Origin of the sequence: Bradyrhizobium iriomotense (assembly GCF_030160715.1) — a bacterium.
Classification (GTDB): domain Bacteria; phylum Pseudomonadota; class Alphaproteobacteria; order Rhizobiales; family Xanthobacteraceae; genus Bradyrhizobium; species Bradyrhizobium iriomotense.
This window is the reverse complement of record NZ_BSOW01000010.1, coordinates 1-16,167: the sequence shown is the minus strand read 5'-3', so window position 1 is coordinate 16,167 and position 16,167 is coordinate 1. Positions and strand designations below refer to the sequence as shown.

Genomic DNA, 16,167 nt, shown 5'->3' with positions numbered 1-16,167 from the left:
AGGCGCCTCGCAATAGCCTCTGCTCAGATGGTCGACGTTTCTTAGACACGTTAACACCTCATCCCTTGAGTCCCCCCGCCGTCAGCCCCGAGACCACGCGCTCCTGGAAGATCACGATCAGGACCGCGACCGGCACGATGCCTACGACAAGCGCGGCAGAGATGACCGGCCAGGGAAAGGCGAATTCGCCCTGATAGAGCTGGATACCAACCGGCAGCGTCCGCAGCGCCGGGTTGGAGTTGAATGACAACGCCAGCAGGAATTCGTCCCAGGAGTTGACGAAGGCGAGGATGCCCGCTGTAAAGACGCCCGGCGCAGAGAGCGGCACCACCACCCTGAACAGCGCGCCAAATCGCGTGCAGCCGTCGATCATCGCGGCGTTCTCGAGATCCCGCGGGATGCCTTCGAAGAACGAGGTCAGCACCAGGGTGCACACCGGCAGGCTTAACACCGTGTAAGGCAGGATCAGCGCAGTCCAGGTGTTGAGCAGGTCGAGCGCGCGCATCGTCTCGAACAGGGGCACCAGCAGCGTCACCAGCGGAAAGGTCGAGACCGCGATGATCAGCGACATGATCAGTCCCCGGAACCGGAGATTCAGCCGTGCAAGCGCATAAGCCGCAAGAACCGAGATGAGAAGAGTCAACGCGGTCGACAACAGCGCAACCATGAAGCTGTTGAACAGAAAGATGAGCAGCGGCTGATCGGCGAACGCCTGCATATAGTTCTGCAGCGTCGGCGCATGCGGCAGCCAGGTGATCGGCTTCAGCGTCAGTTCCGCCTCGGTCTTGAACGAGGTGAGGAGAATCCAAAGCGCAGGAAATAGGCCGTTGACGATGAGAATAACGGCCGCCACCGCGCGCAGCGGCTTTCCCGACAGGAGTGATCCGCTGGTTGAAATCGCGGTTGCACTCATCGGGCGCCCTCCCTGCCGCTGATCATGCGCAGATAGACCGCGGTCACGCACATCGAGAGAATGAACATCACCACCGCGAGCGCCGATCCGTAACCGAGATCGAGGAACGACACGGTGTTCTGATGGATATACATGGCGAGCGTCGCGGTCGACGTGCCGGGCCCGCCGCCCGTCATCATGTAGGGAATATCGAAGGTCTGCAGCGCGGCAATCGTCCTGAAAATCAATGCAACCACGATGGTCGGCTTGAGCAGCGGCAACGTAATTTCGAAAAACTGCCGCACGCGCCCGGCTCCGTCGACGTCCGCCGCCTCGTAGAGCGATCGCGGAATGGTCTGCAAGCCGGCGAGAATGATCATCGCCATGAAGGACGAAGCTTTCCAGGTGATCGTAAGGCAGATCGCGGCGAATGCGAGTCTCGGCGAATTGAACCAGATCGCACCGGGGAGGCCGACGCGGTTCAACACGTCGTTCACGACGCCGTACTCCGAATGGAAGAACCAAGCGAAGATCAGGCCCGCGAAGGAGAGCGGCAGCGCCCAGGGGATGAGGAGCGACAGCCGCACCGGCCAGCGGATGTTGAATGGGAGGTTGGCGAGCAGCGCAAGTCCGAGCCCAACGACCAGCGCTCCCGGTACCGTGATCAAGGTAATCAGGATGGTGTTCCAGGTCGCCTGCCAGAACACCGGATCCTCAAGCATCTGCTGGAAATTGGCGAGCCCAACAAATCGCGCCGGCGCACCCGACGTCAGCGACAGATCGAGGAAGCTCGTGTAGAGCAGCTTACAGACCGGGTAGACGATCACGCCCCCGAGCAGAACGGCGGCCGGTGCAAGCAACAGCGCGCCGAGCGTGGTTTCATCCGGATCAAGCAAGCGTGACAGCATCGCGCGTCGGGTTTCGACGCGTTCGGCGACTTGCTCGAGTCTGGATGTCACGGTCATGTGCCCGGTCCGCATTGTCTTTCGAGGCGCGGCATCGATTCACGACGACGAGCAAGGCGTGAACGAAGGAAGGACACCTCTGCTCGCGGTCGCGACCGACCCTAGCGGAGAATCCGCTTCAAGCGATTCTCGATCTGGGCGGCGCCGTCGGCCGGGGTAGTGACGCCTGCCAACACCGCGTTGACTGTGGTTCGGATCACTTCGCTGACTTCATTGTAGCGCGGCGTGACTGGCCTTGCTCTCGCCGTTCGCACCACGGGCACTGCATCGGCAAACCACGGGGCAGCCTTGTTTACCTCGGAATCCGTGTAAAGCGCGGCGTAGGTCGGCAGCAGCGAGCCGTTGATCGCCATGAATTTCGAAACCTCGGGACTGGAGAGGTACTCGGCGAGCTTCTTCGCCTCTTCCTGGTGCTTGGAATAGGCGGAAACGCCCCACTCCCAACCACCGAGGCAGCTCGACTGCTCACCGCCGGCAACGGCAGGCAGACGCGCGACCCCGACCTTGCCGACGACCGCTGACCCGTCCCCTTGCGACAGTGCCCATGCGTAGCCCCAGTTCACGGCAAACACGACATTGCCGGCCTGAAACTCCTTGCGCGTGTCGTCGGTCGCTACTTCCGAAATGTTTTTCTTGGCGACGCCGGCTTCGGCGAAGCTTTTCCAGAGAGCCAGCGACTTGGTTGCGGCGTCGCGATCAAACGTGAGCTTGCCGCCTTCGACGACCGTCTTGCCTTGGCTCCAATAAGGCAGGAGGAAGGTGCAAACCGCGCCCTCGATCGCCTTGCCCTGGAAGGAAAGCCCCTGCAGATCTTGACTGTGCTCACCCTCCGTGACTTTCTTCGCCGCGATGGCGAGTTCGTCCCAGGTCTTCGGCGGCGGGAGACCGTATTTGTCGAGCAGATCCTTCCGATAATAGAGGAACATCGCGTCGGCAAAGGCCGGCAACGCAACCACCTTGCCGTCGACGGTGTTGGCCTCGGCATAGGGACGGAGGTAGGACTGCAAATCCCTCCCGGCGAATGGAGATAGCCAGCCGGCGGCTGCGAATTGCGCCGGTCGAATGACGTCGAGAATCAAAACATCCAGAGACGAATCCTTCGCCGACATCACGGTGTTGAGGTACTGCGCCTGCAAGTCGGACGTCGCACCGCCGAGTTCGATCGTCACCTTGATCCCCGGGTTGTGCGCTTCGAATTGATCCAATGCCTTCCGCCAGACGGCCGGCTGGCCTTGACTCGAGAGATAGACCTTCAACTGCGTTTCGGCGAACGCCGGACTCGAGGCCAGCACGGCGCCGCACCACAACAGACTTGCAAGCCTTGCAAACTTCATCGTTTCCTCCTGGCTGAATTTGTTGCCCCTTTTCGCGGGTCTTTATCTCAGTCAATGCAATTTGATCCGGCTTAACCGATCCGGCTCAGTGAACGACGCGCTCGGTCGACGTGTCGAACAGGTGGATCTTCCTGGGATCGAGACCGATCCACAGTGCCTCGCCCGGCGTGGGCCTCGCCTGGGGCGGCAACCGGGCAGTCAGCGTGGATCCGCCGATGGAGAAATGCACCAGCGTGTCGGAGCCGAGCGGCTCGACGACCTCGACCACGCAGTTCAGACCGGTATCGGTCGCCGCGGTGGTGAAGTGCTCGGGCCTGATTCCGACGATGAACTCGCGGCCGTCGACCGCGGACATAGCGCAACCGCCAAGCGCGGCGAGCGGCAGACGATTGCCGTCGGCGAAATCGAGGAGGCCGCCCGCGGCTTTCGCCTTGGCGAAGTTCATCGACGGGGAGCCAACGAAGCCGCCGACGAATACGCTCGCCGGATTGTTGTATACCTCATCGGGCGTTCCAATCTGTTCGATATCGCCACCACGAAGAATGACGATGCGATCGGCGAGCGTCATCGCCTCGACCTGATCGTGGGTCACATAGACGATGGTCGTCCCGATGGCTCGATGCAACCTCTTGATCTCGGCGCGGACCTCGCCGCGCAGCTTCGCGTCGAGGTTCGACAGCGGCTCATCGAACAGAAACACCTGCGGACGCCGCACGATGGCACGCCCCATGGCGACGCGCTGACGCTGACCGCCCGAGAGCTGCCCCGGCCGCCTGTCAAGCAGATGCGCGATGCCGAGCATGTTCGCCGCCGCAGCAACCTTGGCCTCAGCCTCTTCGGCGCTCGCACCGCGCACCTTCAGGCTGAAGCCCATGTTCTCGCGCACGGTCTTGTGGGGATAGAGCGCATAGTCTTGAAAGACCATGGCGATGTCGCGCTCACGCGGCGGCAGCGCATTGACGACGCGCTCACCAATTCGGATTTCGCCGCCCGTGATGCTCTCCAGTCCCGCGATCATTCGCAGCGTAGTCGATTTTCCGCAGCCCGATGGGCCGACAAGGACCACAAACTCACCATCGGCGATCTCGAGATCGATCCCCTTCACGACCCGATACGAGCCATAGCTCTTGTCGAGCTTGCACAGGCTGACTGAAGCCATCCCGTCACCTCCCTCGCGCATCCTGCAGCCTTCGCAGCGCCGCCGAAGCACTGCTAAGCCACGCCGTTCGATCTTCCGCCCACCATCGCAGCGCTGCAATTTTTAGATCAAGGCGAAAGCCGCTCTTATCCTTGACGGTGGTCAAATTTGACGACAATGCCCTGATATCACGCCACAATATACAAGAAAAGAAGCGATTGCATTCCGAGGGCATTCCCACTTATGCTCGCAGCGTTCGCAGCGCTATTATTTTCCGATGGCCTCACCAAAGTCTCCGCGCTCCCGGCGAAAGATGCAGCGGGTCACGATCATGGACGTGGCGGCCCGTGCTGAGCTCTCGCCCTCTACGGTATCTCTTTATTTCAGGAAGCCCGACGCGGTTTCCGCGGCTGCCAGCCAATCGATCGCACGCGCCATCAAGGCGCTCGACTACGTGCCGAACCTGATGGCCGGCGGCCTAGCAGCCGCTTCGTCGCGCGTCGTAAGCATCATTGTCCCCTCGGTTCGCAACGCGTTCTTCGCCGAGACCGTCGCCACCATGCAGTCCGAACTGAGCAAGCAGCGCCTCCAGGTCATGCTGGGGCACACGGAATATAGTGAGCACGACGAGGAAGATCTGGTGCGCACGGCGCTGTCGTGGGCACCAGCGGCCATCGTCCTGACTGGACTCTCCCACACCGCAGCTACCCGCAAGCTGTTACGCGATGGCAAGGTGCCGGTTGTCGAGATCTGGGAGCTCGGTGCGCAGCCCATCGACATGGCGGTCGGCTTCCATCACGTTCAGGTCGGCAGCGCCGCTGCGTCGCATCTGATACAACGCCGACGCAAGCAGTTGTTGTTTCTTGGAGCCCGCCTGCAGGAGGATCGTCGCGCTGCACAGCGTGCACAGGGTTTCGTCGAGACCGCACGGAGCGTGCCGGACGTGAGTGCCGGGATCATACAGCATCCGGCCCCGGCAAGCGCCGACGTGGGCGCCATGCTGCTCACGGAGGCCTTGCGTCGCTTTCCAGGCGTCAACGGCATCGCCTGCTCGAACGATCACATCGCACTAGGCGCGATTTTCGAATGTCAGCGCCTCGGCCTCGCGGTTCCCGAGCGCTTGTCGGTGGTCGGATTCGGTGACTTGAGCTTCAGCGCAGGATGTAACCCATCCATGACCACAATCCGCCCGCCGGGTGATCTCATTGGAAGGGAAGCTGCTCGGCTTGTCATTGAGAGAATTGCGGGAGTTGATGGCAAGACGGAGCGGGCCGTCATCGACACTTCTTTCTCGTTGCTTCACAGGCAAAGTAGCTGATTTGGCAGCTTTCAATCTGCAGACAAGGCGCCGTCAACGATCGTCCAAACATGAGCTGGGAGGCAGACAAGGCGCTCCGGGACAAACGTCGGCATCTCGCTGAGACCGGTCAATCGCTCGCCCTATAACCGGCGGCCGACCAAGACACACGCGATGAAACGGCGCTATCGATCAGAGCCCGGCCTCCAATGAGAAGCCGGGCTCAACTCGCTCCACATCCTTCATGATCCCTTCGGCGTCAGGCAAGTCCTCGCCCCCGTTGTATCGGCTTTACGTGCCCACCAAAGGCCCGGACGGGAAGCCGTGAAGCGAACTATTCCCTCAGTAGCGCGTCTATCTCCGCCCGGCGCGGCATCGCAGGCGCTGTCCCTGGACGAGTGACCGAGATTGCTGCCGTGGCCGCCCCGAAGCGCGCAGCCTCCAGCGGATCGACGCCATCAGCGAGCGCCGCCGCGAAGCCGCCGACGAATGCGTCGCCCGCGCCGGTGGTCTCGACCACCTTGCCGGCGGTAAAGGGCGGCACATGCAGCGAGCGGCCACGTGCATGAAACAGGGCGCCGCGCTCGCCGAGCGTGATCAACGCGGTCCCGGCGCCCTTGGCCAACAGCGCGTCGCCGGCCCGTCGGGCACCGTCAAGATCGCCAACGGCGATTCCGGTCAACGCTTCCGCTTCGGTTTCATTGGGAACGACGTAGTCGCAAAGCGCGAACAGGCTCTGATCGAACTTGATCGCCGGCGCCGGATTAAACACCGTGATGCTGCCTGCAGCGCGCGCTATCTCGAGTCCCCTGAATGCCGCCTCGACAGGCTGCTCGAGTTGCGTCACGAACACGCGGCTCTCGCGAATAGCGTCCGCCACCGCATCGACATCGGCAGGGCTGATACCGCCCGCCGCGCCCGGCACCACGATGATCGCGTTGTCGCCGCGCGTCTCATGGACATAAATGAATGCGGCACCGGTCGGCGCCTCCGCGGTCTTGGCAACGCGCGGCCTGATCCCCTCGGACTCCCAGGTCTTGATCGCAAGCTCGCCGAAGGCGTCGTTGCCGATCCGGGAGATGAAGGTCACCCCTGCCCCCGCACGCGCGGCCGCGACGGCCTGGTTCGATCCCTTGCCACCGGGCCCCATGGCGAACCCGGATCCCGCGATGGTCTCGCCGATCGCGGGCATGTTGCCGGCGCGGAACGCCAGGTCGACGACGAAGACGCCAAGGACGGCGACACCATTCCTGCTCATCTGATCATTCTCCGTCAGGGGCGATGACGCCTTTGGTAAAAATGAAGCAGCCATAGCGCGCGATCGAGTCGGCCGGGAAATTAGTGTCGCAGACCACCAGCCGATCCCCGTGCCCAATCGCAAGCAGGGCATAGAGTACGTCGGCCTTGAGCAGTGCATTGATGCTCTTCAGCATGTTGCGTCCCTCCCTTCTCTTCGATCGTCCGAACTCTGGCGGTCCGGATCCTCAACCGTCATCACCCCAAGGCGATTTTTTAGTCTCCATAGGGAATCCAGATGTTCTTCACCTGCACCGCATGGCGAAGCAGGATCGGACCTTCACTCGCAGTCTTGTCGTACCAATCGAGCGCCAGGCCATGGTCGACGAGCGTACGCTTGAGATTGCCGATCGACAGCCGCTCCGCCGCCAACGAAGCCTCCTGCGACCCGAACGCCCAGAGCGCGTCGACATCGTCGTGCTCGGCGAGTACCTTCACGAGCCCCTCGCGGTCGCCGGTGACGATGTTGACCACGCCCGCCGGCACATCCGACGTCTCCAGCACCTGGTAGAAATCGGTTGCAGCGAGTGGATGGCGCTCGCTCGGCACGGCGACGACACGGTTACCCATTGCGATCAACGGCGCTACCAAGCTGATGAAGGCAAGCAGCGGAGCCTCGTCCGGGCAGGCCACTCCGACCACGCCAATCGGCTCGTGCATTGCAAGCGCGACGCCACGTAATGGCGGGGCGTGGATGCTCCCTTCGAACTTGTCGGCCCAAGCCCCATAGCTGAACAGCCGCTCGACGCTCGCGTCGACCTCGGCACGCGCCTTGGCGATCGACATACCCGTCATGTCGCCGATGCGCCGGGCGAACTCGTCGCTCCGCGCGGACAGATTTTCGGCAAGGTAGTAGAGGATTTGGGCGCGATTATGCGCCGTCGCCCGCGCCCACGCTTCCGCCGACCGTGCCGCAGCCACGGCGTTGCGGATATCCTTGCGGTTGCCCTCGCCGGCCTCGCCGAGATGCCGGCCCTTCGGCGACAGCACGGCGCGCGAATAATTGGCGTCGGGCCGGACCTGCTTGCCACCGACGAACAGCTTGGCCGTCCGGTCGATCGATGGCACGCCAAACCCGGCACTGTCGGCCGATGGTGCCGGCATCGCCGATACCTTGGCCCGCGGCTTGCGGGTGCTCCATGCCTTCGGCTTGAGATATTCGTACATGCCCTCCCGGCCGCCCTCGCGCCCGAATCCGGACTCGCGATAACCGCCGAATCCGACGCTGGCGTCGAACAGATTGGTCGCGTTGACCCAGACCACGCCGGCCTGAAGCTTCGGCGCGATATCGAGCGCCAACCCGATCGTCTCGCTCCACACGCTCGCCGCAAGGCCGTAACGCGTATTGTTGGCGAGCATCACGGCCTCGTCAGGCGTGCGGAACGTCATCGCCACCAGCACCGGGCCAAAGATCTCCTCAATCGCCACGGTCGATGATGGATGCACGTTCCAGAGGAAGGTCGGCGGATAGAAACATCCCTCGTTCGGGATTGCAGCCGGCGCCTGATAGATCTCGGCGCCCTCCTTCACCCCGGTCTCGACCATCGACTTGATCCGCTCGAGCTGCACCGGCGCGACCACCGCGCCCATGTCGATCGCCTTATCGAGCGGCGGACCGACGCGCAGTGTCTCCATGCGGCGGATCAGGCGCTTGCGGAAAGTATCCGCGATCCCCTCCTGCACCAGCAGGCGCGATCCGGCGCAGCAAACCTGACCCTGGTTAAACCAGATGGCATCGACCACGCCTTCCACGGCGCCATCGATGTCGGCGTCGTCGAACACGATGAACGGCGATTTTCCGCCGAGCTCGAGCGTCAGCGACTTGCCGCTCCCTGCGGTCGACTGGCGGATCGACCGCCCAACCTCGGTCGATCCGGTGAAGGCGATCTTGTCGACATCGGGATTCTCGACCAGCAACGCGCCGGTGGCGCCGTCGCCCGTCACCACATTCAAGACGCCCGGCGGCAAGCCGGCCTCGGCCGCGAGCTCGGCGAACAGCAGCGCCGTAAGCGAGGTGAACTCCGCCGGCTTCAGCACCACCGTATTGCCCGCGGCAAGCGCGGGCGCGATCTTCCATGCCAGCATCAGAAGCGGGAAATTCCACGGGATAATCTGGCCGATCACGCCGATCGGCACCTGATCGGCGAATTCGCGCTCCTGCAACTGCGCCCAGCCGGCGTGATAGAGAAAATGCCGCGCGGCAAGCGGCACGTCGAGATCGCGCGTTTCCCGGATCGGCTTGCCGTTGTCGATCGCTTCCAGCACCGCAAACAACCGGGCGTGACGCTGCAGCATGCGAGCGAGCGCATACAGATGACGGGCGCGGCCGTGACCGCCGAGCTTTGCCCACAGCGGTTGCGCTGATCGCGCGGCGGAGACCGCCGCCTCGACATCCGCTGCCGCACCTTGCGCAATCTTCGCTAATGTCTTGCCGGTGGCAGGCTCGATCGTCGTCAGATACTTGCCGGCATGGGGCGCGACGAATTTGCCGCCGATGAAATGCCCGAATGTCGCGTCGTGCCGCTTCAGCCAGGCGCGCGCCTCGACGTCCGCCTCGGGTGCGGGACCATAGTCCATGGTCTCGTAGTAATGTGCAACGCTCATGCTCATCCCACGGGGTGACGGTTGAAGGCCGAGTAGCGGCCGGTGACGTGATGCTCGAGCTGGCGCTCGATGTCGGCGAGCAGGCTTGAGGCGCCGATGCGGAACAGATCCGGCTCGAGCCAGTCGCGTCCCAGTTCCTCCTTCATCAGAAACTGATAGTTCAGCACGTCCTTCGCTGTCGAGATTCCGCCGGCGGGCTTGAACCCGATCTTGAAGCCGGTACGCTCCTGATACGACCTGATCATCCGCAGCATCGCGAGCGTGACCGGCAGTGTCGCGTTGACGCCTTCCTTGCCGGTCGATGTCTTGATGAAGTCCGCCCCGGCCATCATGCAGACCATCGATGCCTTGGCGACGTTGCGCAGCGTCTTGAGATCGCCGGTGGCCAGAATCGTCTTCAGATGCGCATCGCCGCAAGCGGCACGAAAGTCTTTCACCTCAGCATAAAGCGCGCGCCAGTCGGCGGTCAGCACATGCTCGCGGGTGATGACGATGTCGATCTCCTGCGCGCCGTCCCTGACGGATGCCTCGATCTCCTTCAGCTTCAGATCGTGCGGCACGAGGCCGGCTGGAAATCCCGTCGAGACCGCGGCGACAGGGATGTCATAGCCATCGAGCGCCTCGACTGCGGTTGCAACAAAGCGGTGATAGACGCAGACCGCGCCCGTGTGCAGCTCGCGCCCGGCAAAGCCGAGCGCCTCGAGGACGTCGCTTCGCACCGGCGCCCGCGCCTTGGCGCAGAGCCGCTTCACCCGCTCAGCAGTATCGTCGCCATTGAGGGTCGTCAGGTCGATGCAGGTAATGGCCTTCAGCAGCCACGCCGCCTGCGCGTCCTTCTTGACGGTGCGTCGGCCCGGCAGGCTCGCGACCCGGCGCTCGGCCGCGGACAGATTGATCCTGATCTCGTCGACCCAATCCATCTCGAGCGCGCGACCGCTATTGCGCGCGACGGGATGGACATGACTCTCGCCCCGCGCGTGCGGCTGCGCCTGCACGGCGGATGGATTTGGCATCAAGACGCTCTGCGCCATCGGTTAAGCCGTGCGGTCCTAGCGAATCGGCTGAGACGCCAGATAGATTGAATGTGTCGATTGCAACATGCGATCCTCCACCCTTGCCCGCCGAAGTCCCACCGCCTCCCGACGCATACCGCCAGACACCGGATCGTCCCTGTCGGCCTCATGTTATTATTGTAACATTCCTTCGTTGATAAACTCACATCATTGTAAGATCATTGTCAACCGGATAAGCAGGGTCGGTGATGAAAATGGCAGAAACATCGAACGCACGACCCAACGAGACACGCGTCCAGCGACTGCAGCGGCTGCGCCGTGCCGTCGAGAGCAGCGGCGCGCTGCATCTGAAGGACGCCGCTGAGCTGCTGAAAGTTTCCGAGATGACGGTGCGGCGGGACCTGGCCGGCCCCGAGGCCGTGCTCGTCCTCCTCGGCGGCTACGTCGTCAACGCGGCATCGCCGACCGGGATCAAGTACACGTTCGAGCAGGAGATCGACCAGCACACGCAGGATAAGCGGCTCGCCTGCCGGTCTGCAGCCGCCTCGATCAAGGAAGGCGACACCATCTTCATCGATTGCGGCACTACGATGCAATCGCTGGCAGATTGCCTGCCCGAGGACATGCCGCTCTCGGTGATCTGCTACTCGCTGAACGTCGCATCGATCGTGACGCGGCGGCCCGCGACGCAGGTGATGATGATGGGCGGGCTTTACCATCCGTCATCGCAGTCATTCTCGTCGGACGACGGCCTATCCTATCTGCGGCGGCTCGGGGTCAACAAAGCCTTCATCTCCGCCGGCGGCCTGCACTGGACACGCGGCGCGAGCTGCTCGAATTTTCACGAGGTCGCGATTAAGCAGGCGGTCATCGCCACCGCGATGGAGAGCATTTTGGTGGTCGATGCCAGCAAGCTCGGCAGCCTGAAGCCGGCATTCTTCTCCGATGTCAGCTCATTCTCGCGGGTCATCGTCGGCGGCGCAGTGCCTTCGGAGATGCGCAAGCACTTGCGCGGCCTTCCCGTCGAATACGTCTCGGGCGCCACCTGATCCGGACGGGGGCTGGCTCGCCCGGATCAGGCTTGCTGGATGATGCGCGGGCGTTAGAGACCGCGCATCGCCCGGGGGCCTCAGTTGCAGGCCGGCTTGGCCTTGTTGCAGGCGTCGGCCAGTTCGGCCGGCGGCTCCTTCTTGAACACGGTTTTGTAGGACTCCAGCACGTTGGACTGCGTCACTGGGAGCGACTGCACGCCGATCCAGCCCGGGGTTTCCTTGCCAAGCAGCGCATTCATCATCGCCATCGCTTCCGCGACACCCTGGTCATAGGGACGCTGCGAGCCGGTCGCCTTCAGCGGACCACCCTTGGCGATCTCGATCGCCGATTGCAGGCCGAGGTCGACCGTCGTGACGGGAATGTCGATGCCCTGCGCCCGCATCGAGCTCAGCGTATCCAGCGCCGGTTGATCCCACACCGCGAACAGTCCCTTGATATCCGGATTGCCGGTGAGGAAGTCGCCCGCGATCTGCGAGACCTTTGGCGGATCGGTGAAGTCGACCTGCTTCATCTTGATATCGGGCCGGTTCGCCTTCATCCACTCCCGAACGCCCTTGGTCCGCTCGTTGGTGCTGAAATAGTCGACGCCGAAATTGACGAGACCAATCGTGCCGTCCTTCGCCACGCAGGACGCCAGGATCTGCGCCGCGATCACGCCGTTGCCCTGGCTGTCCGCCGAGACCATCGAGGCATATTCCTCCGGATGCTTCAGGCCGGTCGGAATGCTATCCATCAGCACCAGCTTGATGCCGGCTTTCGCGATCTTCTTGTAGGTGGGCGCGGTCGCGGTGAAATCGACCGGGATAGAGATGATGCCGTCCGGATGCTGCTGGATGGTGTTCTCGATGTCGGCGATCTGCTTGTCGACCTGATACTCGGCGGACGCGACGCCGGTCACCGTCACGCCGTACTTCTTCAGCGTATCGGTGATGCCCTGGATCTGAAGCTGCGACCAGTCGAGATTGACCGTCTGCATGGAGATGCCAACCTTGAAATGCTTCTCCTTGATCTTGGCGACATCGGCATCCGACAGCGCGAGCACCTCGGGCGAGGCGGCCTTCTCGCCGTGGGGGCCCTGCCCTATGATCGACTTCGGCCCAAGGGTCGCGAGATCGACGCCCTTGACGCAGGTCGCGGGCACTTCGGCGCGCGCCGACGGGACGATCGAGATGACCGTCGCCGCGATCAACGCGGTCAGCGGCAAGGTTTGTCGTGAGCGTGGCTTCATTGTTCGTACTCCTCCCGTTGGTCGCCGTTTCACCGAGGCCGGCGACTTTGCCCCTACTGATCTCGATTAGCGTTTCGTGAAGGCAACCGCGGCAACGATGATCGCGCCCTTGATCACGAGCTGCATGGGCGAGCTGACGCCGAGCAGCACCAGACCGTTGTTCAGCGTGCCTATGATCAGGCTGCCGAACAGCGTCCCCAGGATGTAGCCGCGCCCGCCGAACAGACTGCAGCCGCCGAGGATGACGGCCGCGATGACGTCGAGCTCCATGCCCTGCACAACGTCGGGCCGCGCCGCGTGCGAGCGCGCCGACAGCACCAGCGCCGCGAGGCCGGCCAGTGTGCCGGTGAGCACGAAGGCCGCCGTCGTCACCCATTTGGTGTTGATGCCGGAATAGAGCGCCGCGGTCGGATTGCCGCCGACGGCGTAGATCCGCCGCCCGAACACGTTATAATGCAGCATCAGGATGCCGACGATCATCGCCGCAAGCGTCCAGGCGATCGGCACCGGCATGCCGAGGAACGTGCCTTCGCCGAAGATCGCGAAATAGGTCTCGTTTGTGATGATGACCGGCTTGGTATTGGTGACCATCATCGCAAGGCCCCGCGCCATGCTCAGCGTGCCGAGCGTGACCAGGAACGACGGGATCGAAAGCTGCGTGGTCAGGATGCCGTTGAGCAGTCCGACCAGCGCACCGGTGCCGAGCCCGGCCGCCGCGCCGACGATCCAGCTGTTGTTGATCTGGCTCATTGCCAGCGCGGCCGCCATGCCCGATAGCGCCAGCGTCGATGCAACCGAGAGATCGATCTGGCGCGCGATGATGATGAAGGTCATGCCGACGGCGACGATCGACACCAGCGTGGTTTGCCGCCCGATGTTCAGGAAATTATCGACCGACAGGAACCAGGGCGAGGACAGGCTGAACACGACGAGCAGAATCACGAAGGCGATGTAGAGCATGTAGGGCCGCTCGCCGCGCAGAAGGTTCTGCAACAGCTTGCGGCGGCGGTCGGCTCGCGTCGGCGCGGCAACGATGTTGGGCGCGGTCAGTTCGGACATGCTGGCAACTCTTGCAATACGCCGTTCGAGGTGTCCTGGCCGGAGGCCTGGTACAGCTGAAGCAGATGGTGCAGCTCCTCCGCGTCATCGATCTCGCCGCGCACCAGAACTCTCGCGACGCGGCCGTTCACGATCACGGAGATGCGGTCGCAGAGCTCGATCAGCTCGACGAGGTCGGACGAGACAACAAGGACGCCAGAGCCGTCGCGGACGGCATGCCGGATCACGCCGTAGATTTCCTCACGCGCGCCGACGTCGACGCCAACGGTGGGCTCGTCCAGCAGCAGCACATGCGGCCGCGGATCATTCCATTTTCCGAACACGACCTTCTGCTGGTTGCCGCCGGAAAGCGTCCTGACCAGGCTCGATGCGCCCTGCGCCTTCACCGCAAGTTTGCCGATGGCGGTCTCAGCGCGCCTCGTCGCAGCGCGCTGCTGCATCCAGCCCCACCGCGAGAAATAGGGCAGGCGCGACAGCGTGACGTTGCGCTCGATCGAATGATCGAGCACCAGGCCCTGCACGTGTCGATCCTCCGGCACCAGGGCGATTCCCTGATCGATCGCATCGGCCGGGCTCTTCGGCAGCCATCGCCTTCCCTCGACCTCGAACGTGCCGCTCTCGACCGGGCGCAGGCCGAAGATGGTTTCCAGGATCTCGGTGCGGCCGCTGCCGATCAATCCGGCGAGGCCGTGGATCTCGCCTTTCATGACCGATAGCTCCACCGCACGCAGCCGATCATTGGAGACGTTCGAAAGCGACAGGACCGGCGACGGTTCGACGGCGCGCGCTGCCTGTGGCTCCGCCCGGGTCGCCGCCGGCGCGGATCGATCGCTTCCGACGATCGCATTCACCAGCCGCTTCATGTCGGTATCGGCAGTGACGAACGTGCCGGCATTGGCCCCGTCGCGCAGCACGGTGACGCGCTGCGAGATCTCGAACACCTCGTTGAGCCGGTGGGTCACATAGATCACGCCGACGCCGCGGCGCGTTACCTTGCCGATCGCGTCGAAGAGGATGCGGACCTCGTCTGAGGTCAGCGAGGATGTCGGCTCGTCGAGGATCAATAGCCGCACCTCGCCCATCAGCGCCTTGGCGATCTCTGTCATCTGGCGGTAGGCGAACGGCAACGAGCCGACGGTCGCCTTGATATCGAGGGGAATGCCGAGCTGCGCCAGCATCGCGCCGGCCTGCATCATCAACGCTCGCTTCCTGACGAAGCCGAAGCGGGCGAGCGGCTCACGGCCGAGCATCAGATTATCGCCGACGCTGAGCGACTCAACGAGACTCAAATCCTGGTAGACGACCGCGATCCCCGCCTCGCGCGACTTCGCCGGGCTGTCGAACGCAACCGGCCGGCCGGAAATCTCGATCGCACCGCTGTCGAAGGCATGCACACCGCTGAGGATCTTGATCAGCGTGGATTTGCCGGCGCCGTTCTCGCCGAGCAGTGCATGCACCTCCCCTGCCCGCACCTGCAGATTCACGTCGCGCAACGCACGCACACCGCCAAAGCTCTTGTTGATGGCGTTGACCATCACGAGCGGCGTCGGCGGTCGGTGCTGTGCTGCAACCGAATCAGACGGCTCCAAGGTCTCCTCCCGATCACCATTGGTACGATAGTGACATTTTGTTATTACTGCAACTTAGTGTGTTATAATTCTATCACATCGAGTGGCCTGTCAATGGGAGAGATCGCCTGGCAAGCGTTCGGATTGCGGCGCAGCCACGGTTTGCGCGGTCGCCATCGCGCGTTCACACCGCATGGCTGTTACACTTGCATTGGGTGTGTCGCTTTGATCGTGTTGCGCTCGGCGCACACGGCCAACGGGAGCCCGGCGGTGGCTGACCGGCCGCGCGATTCCAAATGGCGGTCACGCCGGAGTGGACTTCACCGATGTCGAAGAAAGCCGCGGGGGATCGCGCCTACGACAACGTGCGCCAGATCATCGGATGAGCAGTCAACGTCATCGCCTCGGTCAAGAAGGGATTTGGCAGCGCCGTCCGTCTTGCCGGTCTGTCCGGCAAAGTGAGCCCACACACGCTGCGCCACACGGCAGCAACGTGGCTGATACAGCGCGGGCGCCACTCTGGGAGGCCGCGGGGTTCTTAGAAATGTCCGTCGAGGTCCTGCAAGAGAACGATAGCCACCATCACCCCGACTACATGCAGGGGGCGCCAACGGCCATCACCGCTAGAGCATGTTGTTTTTTCCCGGAATCGGGATTCCCAGAGGAGACAATTTCTGATTCAAACTCCATGCTGGGGAACGGGGGCCAGCATGGATGACG

13 protein-coding genes and 1 pseudogene are annotated in these 16,167 nt (G+C 63.2%); 3 read left to right on the top strand and 11 right to left on the bottom strand.

Going from position 1 to position 16,167, the window contains the following annotated elements:
- Window positions 1-58 precede the first annotated feature (58 nt).
- The 4 genes from QQL28_RS15590 to QQL28_RS15575 all read right to left on the bottom strand — a co-directional run bounded on the left by QQL28_RS15590 (window position 59) and on the right by QQL28_RS15575 (window position 4,350).
- Window positions 59-913: a carbohydrate ABC transporter permease gene (locus QQL28_RS15590; RefSeq protein ID WP_284266713.1), complete on the bottom strand. Its 855-nt coding sequence runs from the start codon at window positions 911-913 to the stop codon at window positions 59-61.
- Complete coding sequence (locus tag QQL28_RS15585) at window positions 910-1,800, bottom strand: carbohydrate ABC transporter permease (RefSeq protein WP_284267143.1); 891 nt, start codon at window positions 1,798-1,800, stop codon at window positions 910-912. The genes QQL28_RS15590 and QQL28_RS15585 overlap by 4 nt, the downstream gene beginning before the upstream one ends.
- 158 nt (window positions 1,801-1,958) lie before the next feature.
- Window positions 1,959-3,191 carry an ABC transporter substrate-binding protein gene (locus QQL28_RS15580; protein WP_284266711.1) on the bottom strand — a complete coding sequence of 411 codons (1,233 nt, stop codon included), beginning with the start codon at window positions 3,189-3,191 and terminating at the stop codon, window positions 1,959-1,961.
- A gap of 85 nt (window positions 3,192-3,276) precedes the next feature.
- Window positions 3,277-4,350 (bottom strand): ABC transporter ATP-binding protein, encoded by a 1,074-nt coding sequence (locus QQL28_RS15575; protein WP_284266709.1) that lies wholly within the window; start codon window positions 4,348-4,350, stop codon window positions 3,277-3,279.
- A 292-nt stretch (window positions 4,351-4,642) separates the two neighbouring features.
- Between QQL28_RS15575 and QQL28_RS15570 the strand changes: the two genes are divergently transcribed.
- On the top strand, window positions 4,643-5,647 hold the full coding sequence (locus QQL28_RS15570) for a LacI family DNA-binding transcriptional regulator (protein WP_284266707.1): 1,005 nt from the start codon (window positions 4,643-4,645) through the stop codon (window positions 5,645-5,647).
- A 313-nt stretch (window positions 5,648-5,960) separates the two neighbouring features.
- Here QQL28_RS15570 and rbsK read toward each other — a convergent pair whose 3' ends face one another.
- The 4 genes and pseudogenes from rbsK to deoC all read right to left on the bottom strand — a co-directional run bounded on the left by rbsK (window position 5,961) and on the right by deoC (window position 10,446).
- Window positions 5,961-6,884, bottom strand: coding sequence for a ribokinase (gene rbsK, locus QQL28_RS15565; RefSeq protein ID WP_284266705.1), 924 nt, complete (start codon window positions 6,882-6,884; stop codon window positions 5,961-5,963).
- Window positions 6,885-6,927: 43 nt separating this feature from the next.
- Window positions 6,928-7,059, bottom strand: a pseudogene (locus QQL28_RS15560) (RbsD/FucU domain-containing protein); the annotation flags it as partial.
- A 79-nt stretch (window positions 7,060-7,138) separates the two neighbouring features.
- Window positions 7,139-9,526, bottom strand: a complete 2,388-nt coding sequence (locus QQL28_RS15555; RefSeq protein WP_284266701.1) for an aldehyde dehydrogenase family protein — start codon at window positions 9,524-9,526, stop codon at window positions 7,139-7,141.
- Between the two features lie 2 nt (window positions 9,527-9,528).
- Window positions 9,529-10,446, bottom strand: a complete 918-nt coding sequence (gene deoC / locus QQL28_RS15550; RefSeq protein WP_284267142.1) for a deoxyribose-phosphate aldolase — start codon at window positions 10,444-10,446, stop codon at window positions 9,529-9,531.
- A 347-nt stretch (window positions 10,447-10,793) separates the two neighbouring features.
- On the opposite strand from deoC, the gene QQL28_RS15545 reads away from it, so the two are divergent.
- Window positions 10,794-11,588: a DeoR/GlpR family DNA-binding transcription regulator gene (locus QQL28_RS15545; RefSeq protein ID WP_284266699.1), complete on the top strand. Its 795-nt coding sequence runs from the start codon at window positions 10,794-10,796 to the stop codon at window positions 11,586-11,588.
- An 80-nt stretch (window positions 11,589-11,668) separates the two neighbouring features.
- On the opposite strand, the gene QQL28_RS15540 is transcribed toward QQL28_RS15545, so the two are convergent.
- The 3 genes from QQL28_RS15540 to QQL28_RS15530 all read right to left on the bottom strand — a co-directional run bounded on the left by QQL28_RS15540 (window position 11,669) and on the right by QQL28_RS15530 (window position 15,468).
- Window positions 11,669-12,820 carry a substrate-binding domain-containing protein gene (locus QQL28_RS15540; RefSeq protein ID WP_284266696.1) on the bottom strand — a complete coding sequence of 384 codons (1,152 nt, stop codon included), beginning with the start codon at window positions 12,818-12,820 and terminating at the stop codon, window positions 11,669-11,671.
- A gap of 66 nt (window positions 12,821-12,886) precedes the next feature.
- On the bottom strand, window positions 12,887-13,879 hold the full coding sequence (locus QQL28_RS15535; RefSeq protein ID WP_284266694.1) for an ABC transporter permease: 993 nt from the start codon (window positions 13,877-13,879) through the stop codon (window positions 12,887-12,889).
- On the bottom strand, window positions 13,867-15,468 hold the full coding sequence (locus QQL28_RS15530) for a sugar ABC transporter ATP-binding protein (RefSeq protein ID WP_284266692.1): 1,602 nt from the start codon (window positions 15,466-15,468) through the stop codon (window positions 13,867-13,869). Before QQL28_RS15530 ends, QQL28_RS15535 begins: the two co-directional genes overlap by 13 nt.
- Window positions 15,469-15,845: 377 nt before the next feature.
- Here QQL28_RS15530 and QQL28_RS45910 point away from each other — a divergent pair, with 377 nt between their 5' ends.
- A complete protein-coding gene (locus QQL28_RS45910) occupies window positions 15,846-15,989 on the top strand; it encodes a tyrosine-type recombinase/integrase (RefSeq protein WP_348522502.1) in 144 nt (47 codons plus the stop codon).
- Window positions 15,990-16,167 lie beyond the last annotated feature (178 nt).